The organism is Spirosoma lacussanchae (assembly GCF_005870035.1).
Taxonomy (GTDB): domain Bacteria; phylum Bacteroidota; class Bacteroidia; order Cytophagales; family Spirosomataceae; genus Spirosoma; species Spirosoma lacussanchae.
The window spans coordinates 1,174,605-1,195,173 of the sequence record NZ_SWJG01000001.1; the positions used below are offsets into that span (position 1 = coordinate 1,174,605).

18 protein-coding genes are annotated in these 20,569 nt (G+C 55.0%); 8 read left to right on the forward strand and 10 right to left on the reverse strand.

The genetic code is table 11. The features are described 5' to 3' along the window. Positions 1-36: 36 nt before the first annotated feature. Complete coding sequence (gene uxaC / locus FBR45_RS04850; protein ID WP_138499830.1) at positions 37-1,452, forward strand: glucuronate isomerase; 1,416 nt, start codon at positions 37-39, stop codon at positions 1,450-1,452. Here the strand turns inward: uxaC and FBR45_RS04855 are convergent. Together FBR45_RS04855 and FBR45_RS04860 are read right to left on the reverse strand one after the other, a co-directional pair. Next, positions 1,449-2,258 (reverse strand): response regulator, encoded by an 810-nt coding sequence (locus FBR45_RS04855; protein ID WP_138499832.1) that lies wholly within the window; start codon positions 2,256-2,258, stop codon positions 1,449-1,451. The genes uxaC and FBR45_RS04855 overlap by 4 nt on opposite strands. Positions 2,259-2,263: 5 nt before the next feature. Then, positions 2,264-4,078, reverse strand: a complete 1,815-nt coding sequence (locus tag FBR45_RS04860; RefSeq protein WP_138499834.1) for a histidine kinase dimerization/phosphoacceptor domain -containing protein — start codon at positions 4,076-4,078, stop codon at positions 2,264-2,266. A 264-nt stretch (positions 4,079-4,342) separates the two neighbouring features. On the opposite strand from FBR45_RS04860, the gene FBR45_RS04865 reads away from it, so the two are divergent. Then, positions 4,343-5,746, forward strand: a complete 1,404-nt coding sequence (locus FBR45_RS04865) for a condensation domain-containing protein (RefSeq protein ID WP_138499836.1) — start codon at positions 4,343-4,345, stop codon at positions 5,744-5,746. Here FBR45_RS04865 and FBR45_RS04870 read toward each other — a convergent pair. The 3 genes from FBR45_RS04870 to FBR45_RS04880 form a co-directional block, all read right to left on the reverse strand. After that, the gene (locus FBR45_RS04870; RefSeq protein WP_138499838.1) at positions 5,688-6,965 is read right to left on the reverse strand and encodes a metal-dependent hydrolase family protein; all 1,278 of its coding nucleotides are present in this window, start codon (positions 6,963-6,965) and stop codon (positions 5,688-5,690) included. The genes FBR45_RS04865 and FBR45_RS04870 overlap by 59 nt on opposite strands. A 79-nt stretch (positions 6,966-7,044) precedes the next feature. Further along, the gene (locus FBR45_RS04875; protein WP_138499840.1) at positions 7,045-7,464 is read right to left on the reverse strand and encodes a hypothetical protein; all 420 of its coding nucleotides are present in this window, start codon (positions 7,462-7,464) and stop codon (positions 7,045-7,047) included. A gap of 64 nt (positions 7,465-7,528) precedes the next feature. Next, positions 7,529-7,984: a DUF4920 domain-containing protein gene (locus FBR45_RS04880; RefSeq protein WP_138499842.1), complete on the reverse strand. Its 456-nt coding sequence runs from the start codon at positions 7,982-7,984 to the stop codon at positions 7,529-7,531. 57 nt (positions 7,985-8,041) lie between these two features. Here FBR45_RS04880 and FBR45_RS04885 point away from each other — a divergent pair, with 57 nt between their 5' ends. Further along, positions 8,042-10,090 (forward strand): M13 family metallopeptidase, encoded by a 2,049-nt coding sequence (locus tag FBR45_RS04885; protein WP_138499844.1) that lies wholly within the window; start codon positions 8,042-8,044, stop codon positions 10,088-10,090. A 55-nt stretch (positions 10,091-10,145) separates the two neighbouring features. Here FBR45_RS04885 and FBR45_RS04890 read toward each other — a convergent pair whose 3' ends face one another. Further along, positions 10,146-11,363 carry a spore photoproduct lyase family protein gene (locus FBR45_RS04890; RefSeq protein ID WP_246082108.1) on the reverse strand — a complete coding sequence of 406 codons (1,218 nt, stop codon included), beginning with the start codon at positions 11,361-11,363 and terminating at the stop codon, positions 10,146-10,148. A gap of 165 nt (positions 11,364-11,528) precedes the next feature. On the opposite strand from FBR45_RS04890, the gene FBR45_RS04895 reads away from it, so the two are divergent. Then, positions 11,529-12,050 (forward strand): DinB family protein, encoded by a 522-nt coding sequence (locus tag FBR45_RS04895; protein ID WP_138499846.1) that lies wholly within the window; start codon positions 11,529-11,531, stop codon positions 12,048-12,050. 22 nt (positions 12,051-12,072) lie between these two features. On the opposite strand, the gene FBR45_RS04900 is transcribed toward FBR45_RS04895, so the two are convergent. From FBR45_RS04900 to FBR45_RS04915, 4 genes are all read right to left on the reverse strand, one after another. Beyond that, positions 12,073-13,002: a sensor histidine kinase gene (locus FBR45_RS04900; protein ID WP_138499848.1), complete on the reverse strand. Its 930-nt coding sequence runs from the start codon at positions 13,000-13,002 to the stop codon at positions 12,073-12,075. Positions 13,003-13,176: 174 nt separating this feature from the next. Further along, complete coding sequence (locus FBR45_RS04905; RefSeq protein ID WP_138499850.1) at positions 13,177-13,641, reverse strand: hypothetical protein; 465 nt, start codon at positions 13,639-13,641, stop codon at positions 13,177-13,179. Positions 13,642-13,714: 73 nt separating this feature from the next. Continuing rightward, on the reverse strand, positions 13,715-14,245 hold the full coding sequence (locus tag FBR45_RS04910; protein ID WP_138501934.1) for an RNA methyltransferase: 531 nt from the start codon (positions 14,243-14,245) through the stop codon (positions 13,715-13,717). A 105-nt stretch (positions 14,246-14,350) separates the two neighbouring features. Then, entirely contained in the window at positions 14,351-14,971 is a 621-nt protein-coding gene (locus tag FBR45_RS04915) for a hypothetical protein (RefSeq protein WP_138499852.1), read from the reverse strand. Positions 14,972-15,404: 433 nt separating this feature from the next. Here FBR45_RS04915 and FBR45_RS04920 point away from each other — a divergent pair, with 433 nt between their 5' ends. The 4 genes from FBR45_RS04920 to FBR45_RS04935 all read left to right on the forward strand — a co-directional run bounded on the left by FBR45_RS04920 (position 15,405) and on the right by FBR45_RS04935 (position 20,555). Continuing rightward, entirely contained in the window at positions 15,405-16,082 is a 678-nt protein-coding gene (locus FBR45_RS04920) for a tyrosine-protein phosphatase (protein WP_246082109.1), read from the forward strand. A 294-nt stretch (positions 16,083-16,376) separates the two neighbouring features. Next, positions 16,377-17,999, forward strand: a complete 1,623-nt coding sequence (locus tag FBR45_RS04925; RefSeq protein ID WP_246082110.1) for an ArnT family glycosyltransferase — start codon at positions 16,377-16,379, stop codon at positions 17,997-17,999. A 28-nt stretch (positions 18,000-18,027) separates the two neighbouring features. Continuing rightward, on the forward strand, positions 18,028-18,891 hold the full coding sequence (locus FBR45_RS04930) for a lysylphosphatidylglycerol synthase transmembrane domain-containing protein (protein WP_138499856.1): 864 nt from the start codon (positions 18,028-18,030) through the stop codon (positions 18,889-18,891). 164 nt (positions 18,892-19,055) lie between these two features. Next, positions 19,056-20,555, forward strand: coding sequence for a capsule assembly Wzi family protein (locus FBR45_RS04935; RefSeq protein WP_138499858.1), 1,500 nt, complete (start codon positions 19,056-19,058; stop codon positions 20,553-20,555). Positions 20,556-20,569: the final 14 nt, after the last annotated feature.

Here is a 20,569-nt window from a genome sequence, read left to right on the forward strand (position 1 = left end):
ACGGGGAGAAATCCGGATTTCGCTCCTTTTCCTGTCATGAACACGCTGACGCCGACCCCCACTTTTCTCTCCGACGATTTTCTGCTGCAGACCGATACGGCACGACGGCTTTATCACGATTACGCCCGATCAATGCCGATTATCGATTACCATTGCCACCTGCCGCCCGATCAGATTGCGCAGGACCGGCAGTTCGACACCATAACCCAGCTCTGGCTCTACGGAGATCACTACAAGTGGCGGGCTATGCGGACGCACGGAATCGATGAGCGCTACTGCACCGGCGATGCCAGCGACTGGGAAAAGTTTGAAAAATGGGCCGAAACGGTGCCGTATACGCTGCGGAACCCGCTCTACCACTGGACGCACCTGGAGCTCCGCAATCCGTTCGGCATTACCGATGTGCTCAGCCCGGCTACAGCCCGCGACACCTACGACCGCTGCAACGAGCAGCTACCCCAGTTGTCGACCCGGCAGCTGCTGACTCATTTCGACGTACGGGTGGTCTGCACCACCGACGATCCGCTCGATTCGCTCGAGTACCACCGCGCTATTGCCCAGAGTCGGTTCGATGTTAAAATTCTGCCTACGTTCCGCCCCGACAAAGCGATGGCTGTTGACGACCCAAGGGCATTCCGGGCTTATGTTCAGAAGCTGAGCGCCCTGAGCAACCGCGATATACGTACCCTGGCCGATTATCTCGACGCGCTGAAAGCCCGGCACGATTACTTTGCCGACATGGGCTGCCGTTTGTCTGACCACGGGCTCGAGTACATTGATGCTGTGGCTTATACGGAGAGCGAGGTACAGACCATTTTCAATACCCTGACCCAGACTGAGCAACCACTCAGTCCCGACCAGATGGCCCGGTTTCGGTCGTTCATGCTGGTGCAGTTTGCCGAGTGGGATCACGAAAAAGGCTGGACGCAGCAGTTTCATCTGGGTGCGTTGCGGAACAACAACCGTCGGCGGCTTCGTGAGCTTGGCCCCGATACGGGTTGGGACTCGATCGGCGATTTTCAGCAGGCGGCCTCGCTGTCGCGTTTTCTGGGTGGCCTCGACGACCGGAATAAGCTGGCTAAAACCATTCTTTACAACCTCAATCCTGCCGATAACGAAGTGATTGCTACCATGATCGGTAACTTCAACGATGGGTCGGTGCGTGGCAAAGTACAGTTCGGGTCGGGCTGGTGGTTCCTCGATCAGAAAGACGGGATGGAGAAGCAGATCAACGCCCTGTCGAATATGGGTCTGCTGAGCGCCTTTGTGGGTATGCTAACCGATTCCAGAAGCTTCCTGTCTTACAGCCGACACGAGTACTTCCGCCGGATTCTGTGCAACATCTTCGGAAACGACGTCGAGAACGGCGAGTTGCCGGCCGATATCGACTGGATTGGCCAGATCGTGCAGGACATCTGTTACCGGAACGCTGAGCGGTATTTCGGGTTCTAACAAACCGGGAAGTGCCGCAGGAACTCGTCTTTGTAGTTACGGCCGAGTGGTAGCGAGTGTCCGCCAACCATAACCTCGTGGTCGCTGAAGGAGTCAATCCGATCCAGGTTGACAACGAACGATCGGTGGGTGCGGGCCAGCCGGTTGGCCTGTAGCCGTTCGATCATCTGGCTCAGCGAGAGCCGCACTACGTACTTTCGACCCGTGGTGTTGATGGTCGTATAGATGTCGTCGGCTTCGAGGTACAGCACCTCACTCAACAATACTTTTACGAACTGATAATTCTGTTTCACGAACAACGCATCGTTGATTCGCAGAATCGGCGCGGTTCGGCTGGGGTCTTTCTCCGGGGTCGGCTTCTCGCCGGTAAGCGGGCGTACTTTGGCTTCTGTAACCGGCGTAGCGGGTGGTTGGGGAGCCAAAATCCGCAATGAGAAGCTGTTGAGAGCCATTTCGATGGCCAAGCGCAGTTGCGAGCTGTCAAAGGGTTTGGTAATGTAGGCCGCCGGAAACGTTTCTTTGGCCCGGGCAATGGTCGAGCGGTCAGTGAGGGCCGTCAGATAAATTACCGGCACCTGCCGAATGCTGACCAGCTGCCCAATGGTTTCGATGCCATCCCAGTCGCCCTTGATGGTAATATCGCACAGCACCAGATCCACCGGATTATGCTGAAACAGATCGAGAGCTTTTCGGCCGTTATTGGCCGTACCGACAACGTAGTACCCTTCGTCTTCGAGCATATCGCTCAGATCCATCGCCAGGATAGCTTCGTCTTCAACGATCAGTATATTGATGCGATCCGTCATGATGATCAGGCTGCGGCCCGTAGTTTGGTTTGAGGAATATAGAGCCGACAGAGGGTGCCGTTCTGCCGAATCAGTTCAAGCTGGCCATCCAGTTGCTCACTCAGGGAATAGATAAGCCGCTTGCCAAACGAGGTCCGATGGCCGGCCCGCTGCCAGTCGGCGGTATCGAGTCCGGGGCCATTGTCCTGCACTTCCAGCGTCAGGCCGGGCTGCGCCAGCCCATTCTGCCGGTGCAGGCTGATCCGCAGTTTCGGCCGCTGCACATCGGCATAGGCGTACTTGAAGGCATTGGTAACCAGTTCGTTCACAATGAGTCCGAGCGGCATGGCTACGTCGACATCCAGTTCGTTGAGTTCGATGTCGAGTTGCAGGTCGAAATCATCGGGAGCAAACCCGTACGCCCGCATGAGGCTCTCGCTGAGATCGGTCAGGAACTCGCTCATATTGACCGTAGATACCCGGTCGGTCTGGTATAGTCGCTGGTGAATCATCGACATTGCTTCTACCCGCTGCTGGCCAACCCGCACTGCAGCAATGGCTTTCTCGTCGTCGAGCCGGTTCGACTGAAGCCGGAGCAGGCTGGAAACAATGGCCAGGTTATTCTTGACCCGGTGATGCAGTTCTTTCATCATCAGTGTCAGCTGTTCTGACTGCTGCTGAATCTGAGCGCGGTTGCGCCGAATCCGGCGGTAGAAGACAAACAGGGTGCCCGATAGGATGGAAAGTAGTAAGATACCGGTGGCCCCGGCCCAGACCTGGCGGGTTTTTGCAGCATTTATGGCGTCCAGTACCTGAATCTGAGCCTGCTTTTCCTGCGTCTGAAAGCGTGCTTCCACCTCGGCCAGCTGGCGGTTCCGAATCTCGTTGAACACGCTGTCGTGAGCGGCTGTCCGCTGCTCGTAATAGGCGAGAGCCTGCCTGTAATTGCCCCGCTTCTGGTAGGTTTTGCTCAGATTGCCATAAATATCTTCCAGAATGCTATACTTGCCGGCGCCGGTCTGTACGGCCCAGATCAAGGCCTGTTTACAATGAGCTTCCGCTTCGTCGAGTTTACCCTGCGGAATCAGAGCGTTCGGTATATTGGTATGGACATACCCTTCCAGAAACGTGTCTTTCGCCTGTTTGCTGTATGTCAGAATAGATCGGAAGATAGCTTCTGACTGTGCGTATTGTCCCAGGTTCTTGTAGGTAAGCGCCACGTTGATCAATACCCCGTAGTACGTGCTCCAATCCTTTTTCTGCCGGTAGTAATCTGCAATTTTCTGGTTGAGAACCAGCGCCCGGTCGTGCCGGTTGCTTTTGGCTTCTACGATCGCCAGTTCACCATCCAGCTCCATCAGCAAATCAATATTTCTGGACTGCTGCGCTACGGTAACGGCCTGGTTCAGGTAGTGCCGGGCCATTTTGAGATCGTTCAGCCGGGTATAGGCTCCGCTGATGAACTTGAGGGTCCGGGCCACGTGGAAGGTGTTGCCGTACTGGCGCAGGTAGCCAAGTGCTTTCTGATAATACTGAATGGCTTCGCGCAGCTCGTTGGCCTGTTCATACCAGTAGCCGACCCCCCGGTAGGATAAGCCGATGGTACCAGGGTCGGGTTCTTTGGCCGTCAGCGATACATCCAGCGCTTCGAGGTAAGCCTGTTTGGCTGGGGCGAGCTGGCTGATCCGAACGAGGGAGTCGCCGATTTGGCGTAGGGTCCAGGCCTTGGTACTGTCGGGCGCGTGGTTTAGTGAATCGGGAAGAAATTGTTTCTGGGCAGAAGCCACGTAGCTGCCCAGGAGAGAGGTACAGACTAATAGCCAGGAGGTTAAAACATTCATAGAGGAAGGTAGGGAACTACAAGTGAACAGTCATTCATGTGTCAAGTTACTAAAACTGCAACGTTCAGTATACTACTTTCTAGCGAATGGTATCGCTGTATGTTTGTCGGGATACCATTCGATGAAAATCGCTTACCCGCACGTTTTACTCGTTCGCCTACGTTGGCGGGCCGTTTACCGACAAGTGCTGCCTGTGCGTAGTGACAGGGCGTACCTTTCGGGTGGTATTTACTATGCTCATTACGCCTAAACCAACGGGCCTATATGAAAAACTCATTTCCTCTTTTAACCACTTCCCTGCCATTACACCTGGCTCAGGAAGAACTTCTTAATCGACAACCGGGCCAGACTGGCAGCCCTGATCAGGCTGTCGGCGGCTGCCTGGTCTTAACGGGCTCACTCAATTACGCGCTGGTTCGTCGGGTCGTTGATCACCTGCCTGTCATGTTCGACGTATTCCGCTGGCAGTTCGACCTGGCCGAAGCAGCACCGCGGGTAACGATCACCGACCAGTTTCGCCGACCCATCCTGCCACTACTCGACTGCAGCGAAAACCCCAATCCCCGCCAGGCTGCCGATGCCTGGGCCATAAACTGGTTCGTCAAGCCTTTCGATCTGGCCGACCGCCGATTCTTCGACTTAGCCCTGCTGCGGGTGTCCGATTACGAGCATCGGCTGCTGGTGCGGGGCCACCGCCTGCTACTCGACGACGCCGGCTTCGATCGACTCATACGCTACATCACCGAAGCTTACTCCGCTATGCAGGCCGACGAGCCTATGCCGTCGCAGGCGCCATCGTACGCTGACGAGGTAGAATCGGCCCGCGTTTACCTGAACAGCCTGGCCTATTCCGAAGATCATGTCTACTGGCAGAAACAATTCGCCGATCTTCCGTCTCCGTTGTTAAACGAGCAGGCTACGGGGCAGTTTCTGACCCGGCAGCTGTACCGTCTACCGGCTGACGAAAGCTTCGGCCGTACGCTGAACCTGGCCGTGGCCAGCACAGGAGCCGCCCCTGCCGATCTGTTACTGGCCGCACTGACTATTTATTTCTCGCGCGCTGGCCAGCAGTCGGTCTGTGTATTTGGGCGGGTTGTAGCCGGTAGGCAGTCGAAGCGGCAACGCTCAACGCTGGGGCGTTTCGACTGCCTGTTACCTATCCAGATCAAATACGACCCGGATCAGACTCTGCCTATGCTGCTGCGCACCATCAAGCGCCAGAGCCGGGCCGACGGCAGCCATCGGTTTTATCCGATGAGCCACCTGATTCAGCGGCTTAGCGATACTAACGGGCCACAGGCCCGGCTCTTCGACGTGCTGGTGAAGCACATACCCCCGGTTCCGGTTTTTCCCATCGAGGGTCTCGAATGCCGGGTTGAGCGGTATGCCAGCGCCGAAGGCGATGTACCCCTGCAGCTGCTCTGGCGGGATAATGAAACCCAACGGTCGGCAAGCCTGCAGCTGATCGGCAATCCGGCTTATCTGAGTATGCGCGACGCCCGGAACCTGAGCTACTGTGTGGAGCACCTGCTGCTAGATTTTGCCCATCGGCCCGAAGCTGCCGTCGGTACGTTCGGGAGTACTGCCCCCTTAACCAGAACCCGGTCGGCTACTGCTTATACACGGTGCCATCCTTCATCACAAATCGGACGGCTTGCAATGTTTTGATTTGCTGCACGGGGTTTTCGTCCACGGCTATGATGTCGGCCAGTTTTCCCACTTCGATCGAGCCGATCTGGGTTTCCATCCCCAGTAGCCGGGCGTTATTGAGCAGGGCCGTTCGAATAGCTTCGACGGCAGGCATACCGGCTTCGACCATGTATTCGAACTCTTTGGCGTTATAGCCGTGGATAAACACGCCCGCATCGGTACCGAAGGCGATGTTGACCCCCGCCTTGTAGGCTTTGGCAAACGTATTCTGAATCTTGGGACCGATGGCCAGCGCCTTCGGCCGAACCAGCGCCGGGTAGTAGCCGAACATACGGGCCGAATCAGCTACGGTTTTGCCGGCAATGATCGTCGGAACGTAGTAGGTGCCGTGTTTTTTGAAAAGCGCAATGGCTTCGTCGTCCATGTAGGTGCCGTGTTCGATGGTTTGAACGCCTGCCCGGATGGCTCGTTTCATGCCTTCGGCACCGTGGGCATGGGCAGCTACCGCAAATCCGTAATCTTTGGCTGCCACAACAATGGCTTTTACCTCTTCGTCGGTAAACTGCGGGCCTGACCCATCTTTAGCGTTGCTCAGAACGCCCCCCGTCGCGGTGATTTTAATCAGATCAGACCCTTCCTTGTAGCGTTGCCGGACGGCTTTATGGGCATCTTCGGCACTGTTGATTACGCCTTCGGCCGGACCCGGATCGCCCATCAGATCCCGACGGTAGCCGTTGGTGGGGTCGGCATGGCCGCCGGTCGTTGCAATACTTTTCCCAACGGTCAGCACGCGCGGCCCTTCAATCAATCCCTGATTGATGGCATTGCGCAGGGAAATGTTGACCCCCGATCCGCCCAGGTCGCGCACGGTGGTGAAGCCGGCGAGCAGGGTCGTTCTGGCATGTTTGGCGGCTTTGTAGGCAATGTCGGGCACATTCTGCGTAAACTGATCGATCTGCCCTCCGCGCCGGGTCTCGGACTCGAGGTGAACGTGCATGTCGATCAGGCCGGGTAAAACCGTTTTGCTTTTCAGATCCAGGACCCGGTCGGCACCGGCGGGAGCCAGGTAGCCTTTCTGAACGGCCGTAATCTTGTTGCCTTCAACAACCACCGTCATCTGGGGTTGCAGGTCATTACTGGTTCCGGTGAAAAGATTGCCGCAATGGAGCAGGGTCCGCTGGGCCAGCAGGGGAGTAGACAGCAGACAGAGGCCTGCCAGCAGGTACAAGGTACGCATGAAGTAGACGGTTAAGTACGAAAAAGGCCGCAACGGGTCGTTGCGGCCTGAAAAATACGAATTTTGCAGCTATGCTTTACTACAGCCGGGCTATCTGAATGATGGCCTGCTGTTCGGGTCGTTCGTTGCCAACCGGGTAGGGGATGACCTCGCGCAGGATGACCTTATACGTGACGTTGTCGAACAGCACCGTTGTCGAGTCTCTTCGGTCCGTCTGCCCCGGCTCCAGCACCAGTCTGCGCGTTTGGGCGTCTGTTCCTGCGTTGATCGTCACGGCGGCAACGGCCTGGCCGGCCCAAACACAGGTAACACCGGTTGGGCAGCGGCTATCGGTCAGGGAGTCGACGCGCACGGTCAGGCCAGACGCCAGCCGGGCTGATTTTTGAAAACCCAGGACCACTTTATCGGAGGGGGTGGCGTCTGATGTTTGCGACTGGCAGGCACAGAGCATACTCAGCCCGAGGAGCGGTGCCGCAAAAAAACGGATGAGCGATTTCATAGGAATGATGCGTGAGTAGTTGTCAGTCAGACCCACGCCGTTCCCGTATGGTTGCAAGCGTCCGTTATTTTTTCACGATGACCCCGTCGGCAACAAACGTCAGGGCCTTTTCGGGCTCCGTAATTTTCTCGATATCTTCTTTCGACTTACCGGCGTCCTGGGCGTAATGACGGAGTTCGTCAACGGGCGTGACGCTGGTTTCGGCGGTTCCCTGAACCACGACTGTTTTACCGACAATGTCTTTCGGGACAAAGAAGCCGTAATCTTTGAAGGTTACCCGCATGGTCTGCCCATCGCCGGTTTTCACCTTCATCCAGCAGCCTTTTACCTTGCAGACCGACTCGACGGTACCTTCTACTTTGGCGGGCATCTTTTCCTTGCTGCCCATCTGGGTGGCCAGTTCAGTAGCCTGAATAGCCCCTTTTTCGTTGATTTTCTTGCCGTGGTAACTGATCTCCTGCTGGGCAAAGGCCCCCGAAGACAGACCCAGCACTAAGCCGATGATGAGTAATTTCTTCATAATTCAGACTGTTATCTTTACCCAAAAGTACAAAGCAAACACCTAATACCGGTATTCATGCGCCATATACAGCAATTTTCCTGCCTAAGCCTGAGTCTGTTAACCCTGGCCGCCTGTCAGCAGCGGAGCGATACCAGCGAACCCGCCCGCCGAACTGTTTTCTTCGACAAGGCAGGTATGGACACAACCATTAGCCCTGGTAACGACTTTTTTTCCTACGCCAATGGCGGGTGGGTCCGAAAAACAAAGATCCCCGGCGATCAGACTGGTTGGGGCTCGTTCTATCAGCTCTATGACGAAAACCAGCTGAAAACGAAGTCTATTCTGGAGGAAGTAGCCAAAGCAGACGCTAAAGCGGGCACCGTGGAGCAGCAGGTTGGCGATTTCTACGCCAGCGGCATGGATACGGCTACCATCAACAAGCTTGGCTACGAACCTATAAAGGCCGAGTTGGCCCGGATAGCCGCCCTGACAACCTACAAGGATGTGCTGAACTACATGGCCGCCAGCAAAAGCAACCGGGGCGGGGCCTTTTTCGGTTTTTACATCGGTGCCGACGACCGACAGAGCAGCATCAACCGGATCAATTTCGGCCAGTCGGGTTTGTCGCTGCCGGAGAAAGAGTACTATACCAAGACCGACGAGCCCACCCGCAAAATCCGGACGGCTTTTGTGGCGTATGTCGCCAAACTCTTTGCGCTGACAGGCGTGGATACGGCTTCGGCCCGGACCAAAGCGGAGGCTATTCTGGCGTTCGAAACAGCCCTGGCCCGCTCGCACAAAGCCCCGGCCGACCTGCGCGATCCAGTAGCCAATTACAACAAGCTGGCCGTTGCCGACCTGACCCGGCAGATGCCCAACCTCAACTGGCGCGCGTTTCTGAATACGATGGAGCTAAGCCGGATCGATACAGTACTGGTTGCCCAGCCGGGCTATTACCAGGCGCTGGATAGCATGTTGCCCAAAACCCCTGTCAGCCTGCTCAAAGACCGGCTGGTGTTCGACCTGATCGATAACAATGCCAGTTTGCTGAGCCGTGAGTTTGAGCAGGCCCGGTTCGACTTCAACAACAAGACCCTGTATGGCCAGCCACAAATGCCCGACCGCTGGAAACGCATCGCCAACCGGGTCGACGACGCCCTGGGCGAGGCTCTCGGTCAGCTATGGGTGAAAAAATACTTTACCGCCGAAGCCAAGGAGCGTATGCTGTCGCTGGTCAATAACCTGCAGGTCGTATACCGGGAGCGGATTCAGAAACTCGACTGGATGGCCCCCGAAACCAAAGAGGTAGCCTTGGATAAGCTGGATAAATTCGTGAAGAAAATTGGTTACCCCGACAAATGGAAAGACTACTCCGATGTAGCCGTGAAACGCGACGATTACTTTGGTAACGTACAGCGGGCACGGGAACATTACTATAGAGAAGAGTTTGCGAAAATCAACCAGCCTGTCGACCGGGCCGAGTGGGGCATGACTCCGCCAACGGTGAACGCCTACGCGAACCCGACCAACAACGAAATTGTGTTCCCGGCCGGCATACTCCAGTTTCCATTCTTCGACAAAGACGCCGACGACGCCATCAATTACGGCGGTATCGGTATGGTAATCGGGCATGAGATGACCCACCTCTTCGACGATCAGGGGCGCCAGTACGATGCCAGCGGAAACCTCCGCGACTGGTGGACGAAGCAGGATGCCGAACGCTTCGAAACCAAAACCCAGGCCGTTGTCAATCAGTACAACGCCTATACCGTTCTCGACAACCTGCACCTGAACGGTCGGCTGACGCTGGGCGAAAACCTGGCCGACCTGGGGGGCATTACGCTGGCGTATCAGGCGTTCAAGCTGACCAAACAGGGACAAAGTAACGACAAGATCGATGGGTTCACCCCTGATCAGCGCTTCTTCCTGGGGTTTGCTCAGGTCTGGCGGGTCAAAATCCGTGACGAAGCCGAGCGGGTCGGGATTGCTACCGACCCGCACTCACCCGCCAAATTCCGGGTCAACGGTCCGCTGACCAACTTTGCTCCTTTCTACACGGCCTTTGGGGTTAAACCCGGCCAGAAGCTATACAAACCCGAGGTACAACAGGCCCGGGTGTGGTAGTCGAACGGGTGTCGGGCTGCTTTGTTCTTCGGCCAGAGCCGCCCGACGATACCGACTACGTCCAGTACAGAATGGGTGCGTTGGGGAAGCGCTTCTGCCATTCGGTGTAGAAAAATGCTTTCATGGCGCGCATGTCGTCTGGCCGGTAAACGTACTTTGTGCCCCCAAATTTATTTCGTTTCTGGGCACGGGTGGCTTCGTCCATATCGAGCGAGGTATTGGGATACCATTGAAGTAGCACATCCTTGGAACCGGGGGTGAACCGGTGGCTAATGAACTCTACGTTCATGTCGATCGGGCCGTAGCTGGCGGGCCAGGTAAGCAGCTCCCGCATGCGGTCGAGCAGCGCCGTATAGTGCTGCTGCCAGTCCGGAATGGGCATAATAGGGGCAATGACGAGGCCGATTGGATAGCCACCACCGCCCTGTGCGCGTGGTAACGCCAACTGGCGGATGGCCTGCAGACGGGCCTCGACCGAAGCGGTGCCGCCTTCGATCCGGCGGGCAATGCTATCGGCGTTGAGGCTCACGCGGGCCCGGGTCTGGCCATGGTGGGGCAGATCGATCAGGCGGTCGACCTGGCCGTATTTCGTAACAAACCGCAGCTGACTTTGCTCGCGGGTCCCGAAGTAACGAATACACTCGGCCAGGCTACCGGTCAGGTGTTCAATGCCGAGTACATCGGTGTAGCAGCTCACTTCAAAGGTCGTTGGGCGGTTGTCAGCCAGCCCATCGGCGGAGTTTTGCCAGGTTCGGTTGGGCGGATAAGTGCCTTCGTAAGTGGCGGTATGCGCCAGTAGTTTGGGTAGATTGGCAAAGGCTTTGACCACCGGTGGCCCACTCAGGCTGCCGGCCAGATAGCAATACTGACAGTGGGCGGGGCAGCCTTCGGCCAGGTTCATCTGCCAGTCGGCCGAGGGCGGAATGGGTTGAAACTTAAACGCGCCAGCCGGGGCGTTTACTACGGCCAGGGTGTTTTTGGCGAGTCTGTAGGTTTCCCGTTCGTCGGCTCCCCGCAGACCCGTAATCCGGTTGTTCTGGGCAATGTCGATGGGCAGGCCAAGGGCTGAAATCCGATCGTGCATAGCCTTACCGAATGGTTCTTTGAGCGCGTCGGCGGTAAAAACGACCCGCTTGGGCATCCACAGGCGCGGGTGGCGGGGCTGGGTGGAAAACAGATCGGCCGTCGGTTCTGGCTGGGGTAACTGGATCAAATCAGGCTGCATGCGTTCGTTGAGTAAAGCGGTCAGATTCGGCTTCAGACACTGCTTCATCTGCCTATAGTGCTAACAAATAGATTGACAGTATAGATCATTTTTAGTTAGTTATTTTTCGAATTAAAATATTGATTATTAGGCGGTTGTGATTATTTTTAATCGTGAGCTACACCGCGTTGCGCTAGCAGCGCATAGTGGGTTCGCCTGAAGCACCAATAAATTATGACGCCAGACATCCCAGCTGACCTGGACCGGCTCAGGAGCCGATACCAGGCATTTGCCGATCAGATCAGCCATTATTCAGAAGCAATGTTTCGGGAGAAACCGTCCGGGAAATGGTCTGTTGCGGAGGTGGTTCAGCACCTCTATCTGTCGGCCCGGCCCGTAGCGCGGCTGGTGGCGGGCCCTCGTGAGGTGTTGCTGGCGTGGGGGCTTGCAGAGAAGCCATCGCGGGGTTACGCGCAGCTGGCGGCCGATTACGAAAAGGCGCTTGAATCGGGGGTGAAAGCACCCGATGGTATGGTACCCCGGTTGGCTGATACCCTGATAAGCCGGGCTGAGCTGATGGAACGAATACTGACTATGTATCAGTCGGTGGCGGCTGGCGTATCCGACTGGTCGTCGGCCGATCTAGACCGCTACCAGCTGCCCCACCCCGCCCTGGGCAAGCTGACCGTTCGGGAGATGATCGACTTTATCAGTATCCATACGGAACATCACCAGCGGTTATTACCAGCCGGGTAGCGTTCAAGATGGCTGTAAAAAGCTAGACGACCTGCTTACGGGTAGTGCTGACGGCGTTGGCCGATAAAACAGACGCGGTTGGAATGCGGATGATAAACTCGCTACCCTGGTTAAGCTCACTCTTGACGTCGATATGCCAGTTGTGCGCTTTTACGATCCGTTGTACGTAGCTCAGTCCCAGCCCGAAGCCTTTAACATTGGGCTGCCGACGGTCATGTACCCGGTAGAAGGGCTGGAATATCTGCTGAATGTGCTGGGAGGAAATACCAACGCCCCGGTCGCAGACAGCAATCTGAAGGCTACCCGCGTTCATCTTAGCGTAGAGGGTAATGTCCGGATGACCGTCGCTGTACTTGACTGCGTTATCGAGCAAGTTATGCAATACGTTGGTCAGATGAAGCCGATCGGCCAGCAGGTAAGGGTCTGAACTGGGTAGCGAAAGCTGGAGATAGTCACCATGGCGTTCGGCAATAGTGCGCAGCAGCTGCTGGATCGGGACTGGCTCCAGGTTCAGCAGGAGCGTATTCCGATCGGCGCGCGCCAGCGTCAGCATGGTCTCCACCTGCTGCTGGAGTCGTTCGGTTTCTTCGCGAATGATACGGATGTATTTTTCTGACCGTTCGGGCTGGTTGCGGGCAATGGGCGAATCCAGCACATCGGCCGCCATGCGGATTGCTGTTATGGGCGTCTGAAACTCGTGCACCAGTGAATGCAATACTTCCGTCTGAATAACCGATCGTTGCCGCAGCCGCAACATGCGCCACAGAATATAGCCCATGAACGCCTGGGAAATAAGGGCGAGCGCCAGAAAAGTCAGCCAGCGAAAGGAAGGGGATATCTGAGGAACCGCTACCGGCAGTGACAATAAATTGGTGTAAAGCAGCGAGGCTGTAACAACGGCCAGCAATAATGCAATACCAATAAGAATGATAGTAGAGTAGCGGTTAGGCATATCGCCGTTCAGTTCAGATATATAAGAGTTTGGCGCGTGGATATCGCCTTGAGAGAACAATGGACGAGCGGATGTTTCAAAAGTCACAGTAAAATTACCATTTTTTGTAATTCATAAACAAAAAGCCTGCATTAATGCAGGCTTTTTGTTTATGAATTACAAAAAATGGTGAAATCAAGCCGTCTCGGCGGGTGACTCCGTAGTAGTATCTGCTTTGGGTGTAGTCGTCTTGGCGGCTGTGCTGCGCGATGTGGCTGCTTTGGCGGGAGACGTCCGGGGGCGGGGTGGCGGGGTGATGGTGGGTGGCGTGCTGATGCTGATCGGCTCTGATCGGGGCGCTTCGCTGGCCTTCTGGCTGGCCGTGCGTTTGGCGTTCTTTTCAGCTTTAGCCGCGTTTTTGGTGGCTTTAGCGGCCTCTTTCTTGGCTTTTTTATCAGTAGCTTTGGCTGGCTTTGCTTTTTTCTTTTCAGCCTTGTCCATCAGTTTGGCCAGCTTCTTGGCTAGTTTCTCGGCCGACTTCTCGATGGACTTTTTCATCTTCTTGGTAGCCTCACCAGCCTCGCCCAGTTTGGTCTCAATCGAACTGACGATGTCAGCTGTCAGTGATTTCTGTTTTGTTTTTGTGATTTTGTTTGCCATTGTATGAAAGAAAAAAATCTACAAATAAATACGAAATTTCCCTGACAATCAAAAGTCCAATGTTAAGTTTTTGTTACATTTTGTTGATGAAATCCCAGCAAACCACCCCAGCTGTAACAGCTACATTGAGCGAATGTTTGGTGCCAAACTGTGGTATTTCCAGCGTCAGGTCGGCCTGCTGAATAATCAGCTCATTTACGCCACTGACTTCGTTGCCTAGCACAAAAACGTAACCCTGTCCCTGAATCGGCTGAAAGTCAGAGAGCATAGTGCTGCCTTCGGCCTGTTCGACGGCGGCTATTAGCCAGCCCGTTGACCGGAGTTGCCTGACCAGTGCAACCGCATCGGCAACGTGCTCCCAGACGACGGATTCCGTGGCGCCGAGGGCCGTTTTCGTGATGTCGCGGTGAGGAGGCTGTCCCGTAATGCCGCACAGATACAGCTTTTCGGCCCGAAATGCATCGGCCGTCCGGAACACGGAACCTACGTTATTGAGGCTGCGTACGTCGTCGAGAAGCAGGCAGTAAGGGAATTTAGGCGTTTGACGGAAAGCGTCGACCGACAGGCGGTTCAGTTCCTGGAGAGCGAGTTTGCGAGGGGGCATGTAATCTGCACGATGGTTCAGCGCAAAAGTAAGGGCTGTCATCGGTAAGAAATACAGGTCTGGCCGACTCGCAAACAGGCCAGGAGAGGAGATAGTATATATAAACTAACGGATTGAAACCTGCATAAGCTGGCGGCCTAACTCACGGATCGACCGCTCAAGCCGGGTGGCCTGGTCAGGGCAGGGAAACGAAGCACCTGTCATAAAACTGCCGAGCAGGTCTATGTCCAGACCAGTTTCGTCGGCAATATGATTTGCTTTCAGCTGTTTGATCAGCTCCCATACGGCGGTGGTATCGTAAACCGGGTTGAAATGCATCGCTTCAATCGCTTTACGATAACTGATGTCGTACTGGTCGACCTGTGACAGTAACAACGAGCGGAGCGTATCACTGACGCAGTCTACGGAGCACCCCTGCGTAGCAATTAATAAACCCGGCAGCTCGATCCGACCCCATAACATATTGTCCTGTTTCTCCAGAACAACGCGGGCCGTATGGGTGGTTAGCAGAAACGATAGCCAGCTTTCATGGCGCTTTTTTTGGCGTGCACTGCGCAGTATGGCGTTGAAAGTACCGACTGGTACCTGTTCTGAGTTCCCGAATGGAACCATTAAAGAAGAAGAACCCGATTTGTGGCCGTACATAAACAAGGTGTGTGCATGCTGCGAATTGCTTGTTTGCCAGCCCTCTTCAAGTAGTAATTTAGTGAGTATAGTTAACTTCATATGATATAAGTTGCAGTGGTGATACCGCGGTGAAATTAAGTAATTCTATCGATTTAAAAACATTAAACTATTACTCCGAAAACTTTTTTCACAAAACTCATTTCCTTATAATAAGTTATAATTTTTTTGCTATTTGTGTAACTATAAGTTAGTATTGAGGTAAATTGTTTAAAAGTGGTAACCCATATAAACAAGTATATTTGTTACTAATAATTAAAAATTGAACATTATCAGTGTATGATACTTTAAATAAGTTTCCTATTTTATTGATAGCATTACTAGATATTGTAGAGTAGATTTGAGTACCCTTAGCGTGGGCTTTAGCGATTATTGGAAGTAACTTATGAGTCTTTGGCAAATAATTCGCCAGGCAATGACAACCCGATCTTCTCAGGGAGCATCGACGGAAGAGCCTTGTTTCTGGCGGGTTGACATGCACTCACACCTAATCCCCGGCATTGACGATGGGGTGAAATCACCCGAAGAGGCCCTGACCTGCCTGAAACAACTGGCCGACTGGGGCATACAAACCGTCATTACAACTCCGCACGTCAGTAGAGACTGGTACCCAAACAGTTCTGCCGATATCAGAGCCGGTCAGGCGGTCTTACAGTCCCTGATCGACGAGCATAGCCTACCTATACAAGTAGCCGTGGCGGCTGAATACATGCTCGATGAATTCTTTGGCGATATGCTGGAGGCCGACGACCTGCTTGCGTTTGGGACCGCCCGCTATCTGCTGGTGGAACTGGGCTGGGCAGCGCCCCCCCGTCAGTTGGAAGACCTTATTTTTCGAATGCAGACGCGTGGGTATACGCCTGTACTGGCTCACCCTGAACGATATACGTACTACAATGACGATCTGCCCAGCCTGGCCAGACTTCGACAAATCGGGTGTTTGTTTCAGCTAAACTGGGGTTCTTTTACCGGGCGCTACCGGGAACGCGCGCAGGCCCAGGCCCGGCTCTTGCTGAAAAATGAATGGGTTGATTTTATCAGTAGCGATTTGCACCGGCCTGCCGATCTGAAAAGTCTTGCCATGTTCTTTCCCATGAATGAATATGAACAACTCCGGAAACAATCTTTACTAAATCTGTCATTGCTGGATTAACAATGGTATTGTAAGTTTACATAAATAGGATATTGCAAATAAATTATCAGGGACTTTGCTTTTTTGTTAACAATACTGCTAAATTTCCAACCCTCTATTCATTGATACGACGGGCTGACAGGCATTGTTTTATGCCCTGCTATCGTCACCTGGTATTCGCTGTCACGATCTGATTTCTGCTCTGCAGCCTGGTCTGCACCATTCTGAGCTATTCTTTAGCAGTCGTGTAAGGGAATATACGGGTTGCAGTATGCATCTTTTGGGGCTCGGGGCAAAAGTTGATGTAGGAAACGTATGTCTGTAGTTGAAAATACATCTGTCGTAGCGGCATCGGTAGCTTCCCGTTTTCGGCCGGGCTGGACCCTGCTGCTCCTGTCTGGCCTGTGTCTCGTGTTAAGCAGCCATCTGGGGTACATGCCACTCGACACGGGCGACGAAGCCCGACGGGCATTGGTATCGCTCGAGATGATACTGTCTGGCGACTACATAACCCCAACCCTGCACGGCGAGCGGTATTTCAACAAACCACCGCTGTACAACTGGATTATCATTGGCTCCTATCAATTGTTTGGTTCGTACTCAACCTACGCGCTTCGTTTTCCGATGCTGGTATCGCTGTTGCTGCTGGGGGTAACGTTATTCGTTATCGTGCGCCGGTATACCAGCAGCACCATAGCGCTGGCTGCGGCCCTGATGACGCTGACCAACGGTCGGGTACTGCTCTACGACTCCATGCTGGGGCTGATCGAGATTACATTTGCCTGGGTGACCTACGCAGCCATGATGCTGGTGTACCACTTTGACCGGAAAAGAAACTACTGGTGGCTCTATGCTACTACCTATGCGCTTACGGCCGTTGGGTTCCTGCTGAAAGGACTGCCTCCCATTGCTTTCCAGGGGCTCACCCTGGCTGGCTGGTTTCTGTATACCCGGCGCTGGCGCCTGCTGTTCCATCCGGCTCATGCAGCCGGTTTGTTCATCTTTGTGCTGATCACGGGTAGCTATTACCTGGCCTATTTCAGCCGAAATGCCATTCCGTTCAGCGATGTTGCCAGCGTCATCCTGAGCGAAAGTGCCAAACGAACCGGTCTGACGTTTGGCCTGGGCGCTACTCTGCTGCACCTTGTTTCCTTTCCGTTCGAGCTGATTTACCATTTCGTTCCGTATACCTTACTGGTGGTGCTGTTGTTTCGGCGGCATATACTGACGTTACTCAAGGCCAATTCATTCATTGCCTTTAATGGGCTGACCTTCTCGCTCACTGTACTCATCTACTGGTTATCTCCGCAGGTATACGGTCGGTACCTGATCGGGCTGGTGCCGCTGCTGTTTACGGTACTGGCCTACCTCTATTATGAGCACTCGGTACCGACAGAGCCCCGGCGGTGGTGGGTAGAGCGGATCTGGCTGGCTACGGCACTGCTTGTAGCCGTGGGCTGCTGGGTCACCCTGTTCTACCCAACCACGAAAACCATTCCGGGGGTTGTCTGGAAAACCGCCCTTGTTTCGGGCTTGCTCCTGGTGCTGGCCTGGCAGCTTTATCAGCCTTCCATAAACCGACTGGGGCTCATGGTGGCGGTAGTGGTGGTGGTCCGGCTGGGTTTCAACTGGCTGGTATTGCCGGGGCGGGTTGAGAAGCGGCAGTTTTACAGAGACTCCGCCACCCAGGCCGCTCAGCTGACGCTGGGGCGCCCGCTATACGGGTACAAAGCAACGGTCGGTGCCGATAATGCCACGGATGTCAGCACATTCCACATAACCGCGGCCCGGGGCAGTATCCTGCGCAGAACCAGTAAGAAATACAGCAAGGCACTCTATATCGCCGACTCGGCCAGTCTGGTCAACGAGCGTTACCGGACCTTGGGAGAACTAACCCTGTTTGACCGGCATCCGGCCTTCATCGTACAATTCAACTGATGCTGATCACCGGCAAGCCCCGATCCGTATGCTGAGCAGGCCCAATACGTTATCAACGCGGCCCAGAATCCGGCCGCTGGTCAGTCTGAAAGGGCTGGTGTCGATGTGCGCGCTGACCGTTGTGGTATATCAGCTGGCACACAACCGCCGGTTCTACAGTGCGCTCGACGTCGAACTGGTGCGGCTGCTGGCTGCGGGAGGGCTGATGGCGGTATCTAAATGGTTCTCGGCGGAGCGCTACCGGCTGCTGGTCAGAGAGGCCGGGGTTCGTATGGCATCGGCGGATCTGATCCGGCTCTACTGGCAGGGCATGTTCTACAACCAGTTTCTGCCGGGTAGCGTGGGGGGCGACGGCTTTAAGGTCTGGCAACTGCACCGGCATGGTGGCGGTAGCCTCCGAAAACTGACCACACTGACGCTGCTTGACCGGATCATTGGCCTGGTTCCGCTGGTGGCGCTGCTGCTGATCGCGGCCTGGGCCCGACTCCCTCAGCTCGGTATCTCGGGGGGGCTCTGCCTATTGCTGGTACTGGCCATGTACGCCGTTTTTATCGGTGGGTTGCGCTGGTTCATGGGCTGGACAGTCCGCCAGCAGCTGCTGCTACATCTCTATTCGGTCGGGGTTCAGCTGACGCAGTGCCTGATGACGGTCTATATCGTCTGGTCGCTGGGGTACACCGACGATCTGGGCTCTTACCTGTTTCTGTTTCTGGCTTCGTCACTGGGTACGGCTCTCCCCATTACGGTTGGTGGTATCGGCATTCGGGAAATCGTTTTTTCGGCGGGGGCCAGCTATGTAGGCATACCCGCCGAGCAGGCCATGCTTATAGGATTCATCGTCTACGGCCTTTCGCTGCTGGTAGCTACACCGGGCGGCTTTTTTAAGAGTTGACAAAACACTGCCAATCAGGCTTAACAGGGGTGAAATTTGACAAAATTTTAGTTGATACAGATATATATAGTTACTGATAATTATATTTGAGAAACCTTTGGGTAATAGAAACTTATAAAAATCTATTTTCTATTACTATTAGGGGAAATATATATATTCCTCGTATGATAACAGGGCTACGAGTTCTCAAACTGTTAATTAGTGTAGCTGCAGTAAGTCAAGTATGGGCGCAAACGACCGACTCGCTGGCGGTAGCATCAAGACACTCGGCTACGTACGGGGTCGAGGTAGCGGGGCTGGCAGCATCGGCCACTCGAACACCGTTCTGGCTGCGCGCTAATCAGTTTGGCATTGTTCCCGTCAGTAGCCCGGCCGGCCTGGCCATTCTCCAGACAACGGGCCGCTACGGCCTGAGCACTGCCCATCCGAATCGGCAGCTTTCGTACGGGGTTGAAGTCGTAGGAAACGCGGCTCCTCAGTCGCGGGTGCTGATTCCTCAGGCGTATGTATCGCTCGATATGGGCCGTTTCAGTTTGTGGGGCGGTCGCAAAAAAGAAATCATCGGCCTGGGCGACTCAACCCTGACATCTGGTTTTTACGCCTGGTCAGGAAACGCACTGCCCATCACTAAAGTACAGATTGGCACCCGCGGATTCGCTCCGCTGGGCTTTACCCGGGGGCTGGTATCCGTCAACGCCTTTTTTGCACACGGGTGGTTTGCCAATACCGACTCCATCCAGGGCTCGTTTCTGCACCAGAAGGCGGTATATGTCCGGATCGGCCGCCCCAACAACCGGTTTCGTTTCACCGGTGGTGTGCTGCATAATGCCCAGTGGGGAGGCCGCTCGGCAACCCTGCCCAAAACACTCGCTATCAACGGGCAGCTCCCCAGCTCGTTTCAGGATTACCTCTATGTCCTGACCGCCCGGGAAGGAGGGGAGTCCGATTCGCCCAATCTGACCGATTTCGATCGCCTGAACCGGGTGGGTAACCATTTGGGCTCCATTGATTTTGCGCTGGAGACAACCGTAGCGCGCTGGCAGCTCATGGGCTATTATCAACATCCCTTCGAGGATAAATCGGGGGTGGTGTTCGTCAACATGCCCGACGGTCTGTACGGCCTGCGGCTGAAACGGCAACCGGGCACCGGCTTCGGGGTCGACAACCTGCTGATCGAGTACCTGACCACCCTCAGCCAGAGCGGATCGATTACCGGCACCGTACGCTACGACGGGAAAGACGATTACTTCAACAACTACCAGTACCGCGACGGCTGGGTACAGGATCGGAACGTAATCGGGACCCCGTTTTTCGCGCAGCTCCGTGACGTCCGGACCGATGTGCCGTTTGCCGTTAAAAACAATGTACTGGCTATTGCCAGCAATCGGGTCGAGCTGATCCATCTGGGACTGGCCGGATCGGCCGGCGAACGAACCCGCTGGCAGCTGAAACTATCGGCCAGCCAGCATTACGGCGCCCCCCGGCGGGTATTCAGTCGGGCCGTACCGCAGTTTTCCGGTTTGGCTTCGGTTAACTGGCCACTCAACTGGCTGGGCGGGTCTGAACTCCGGACGGCCGTTGCTCTCGACCAGGGCGAGCTATACACCAATTCGCTGGGCGGCTGGATCAGCCTACGCAAGACCTGGACAACCAACCGACCCTGACCCTCATCCGTAGT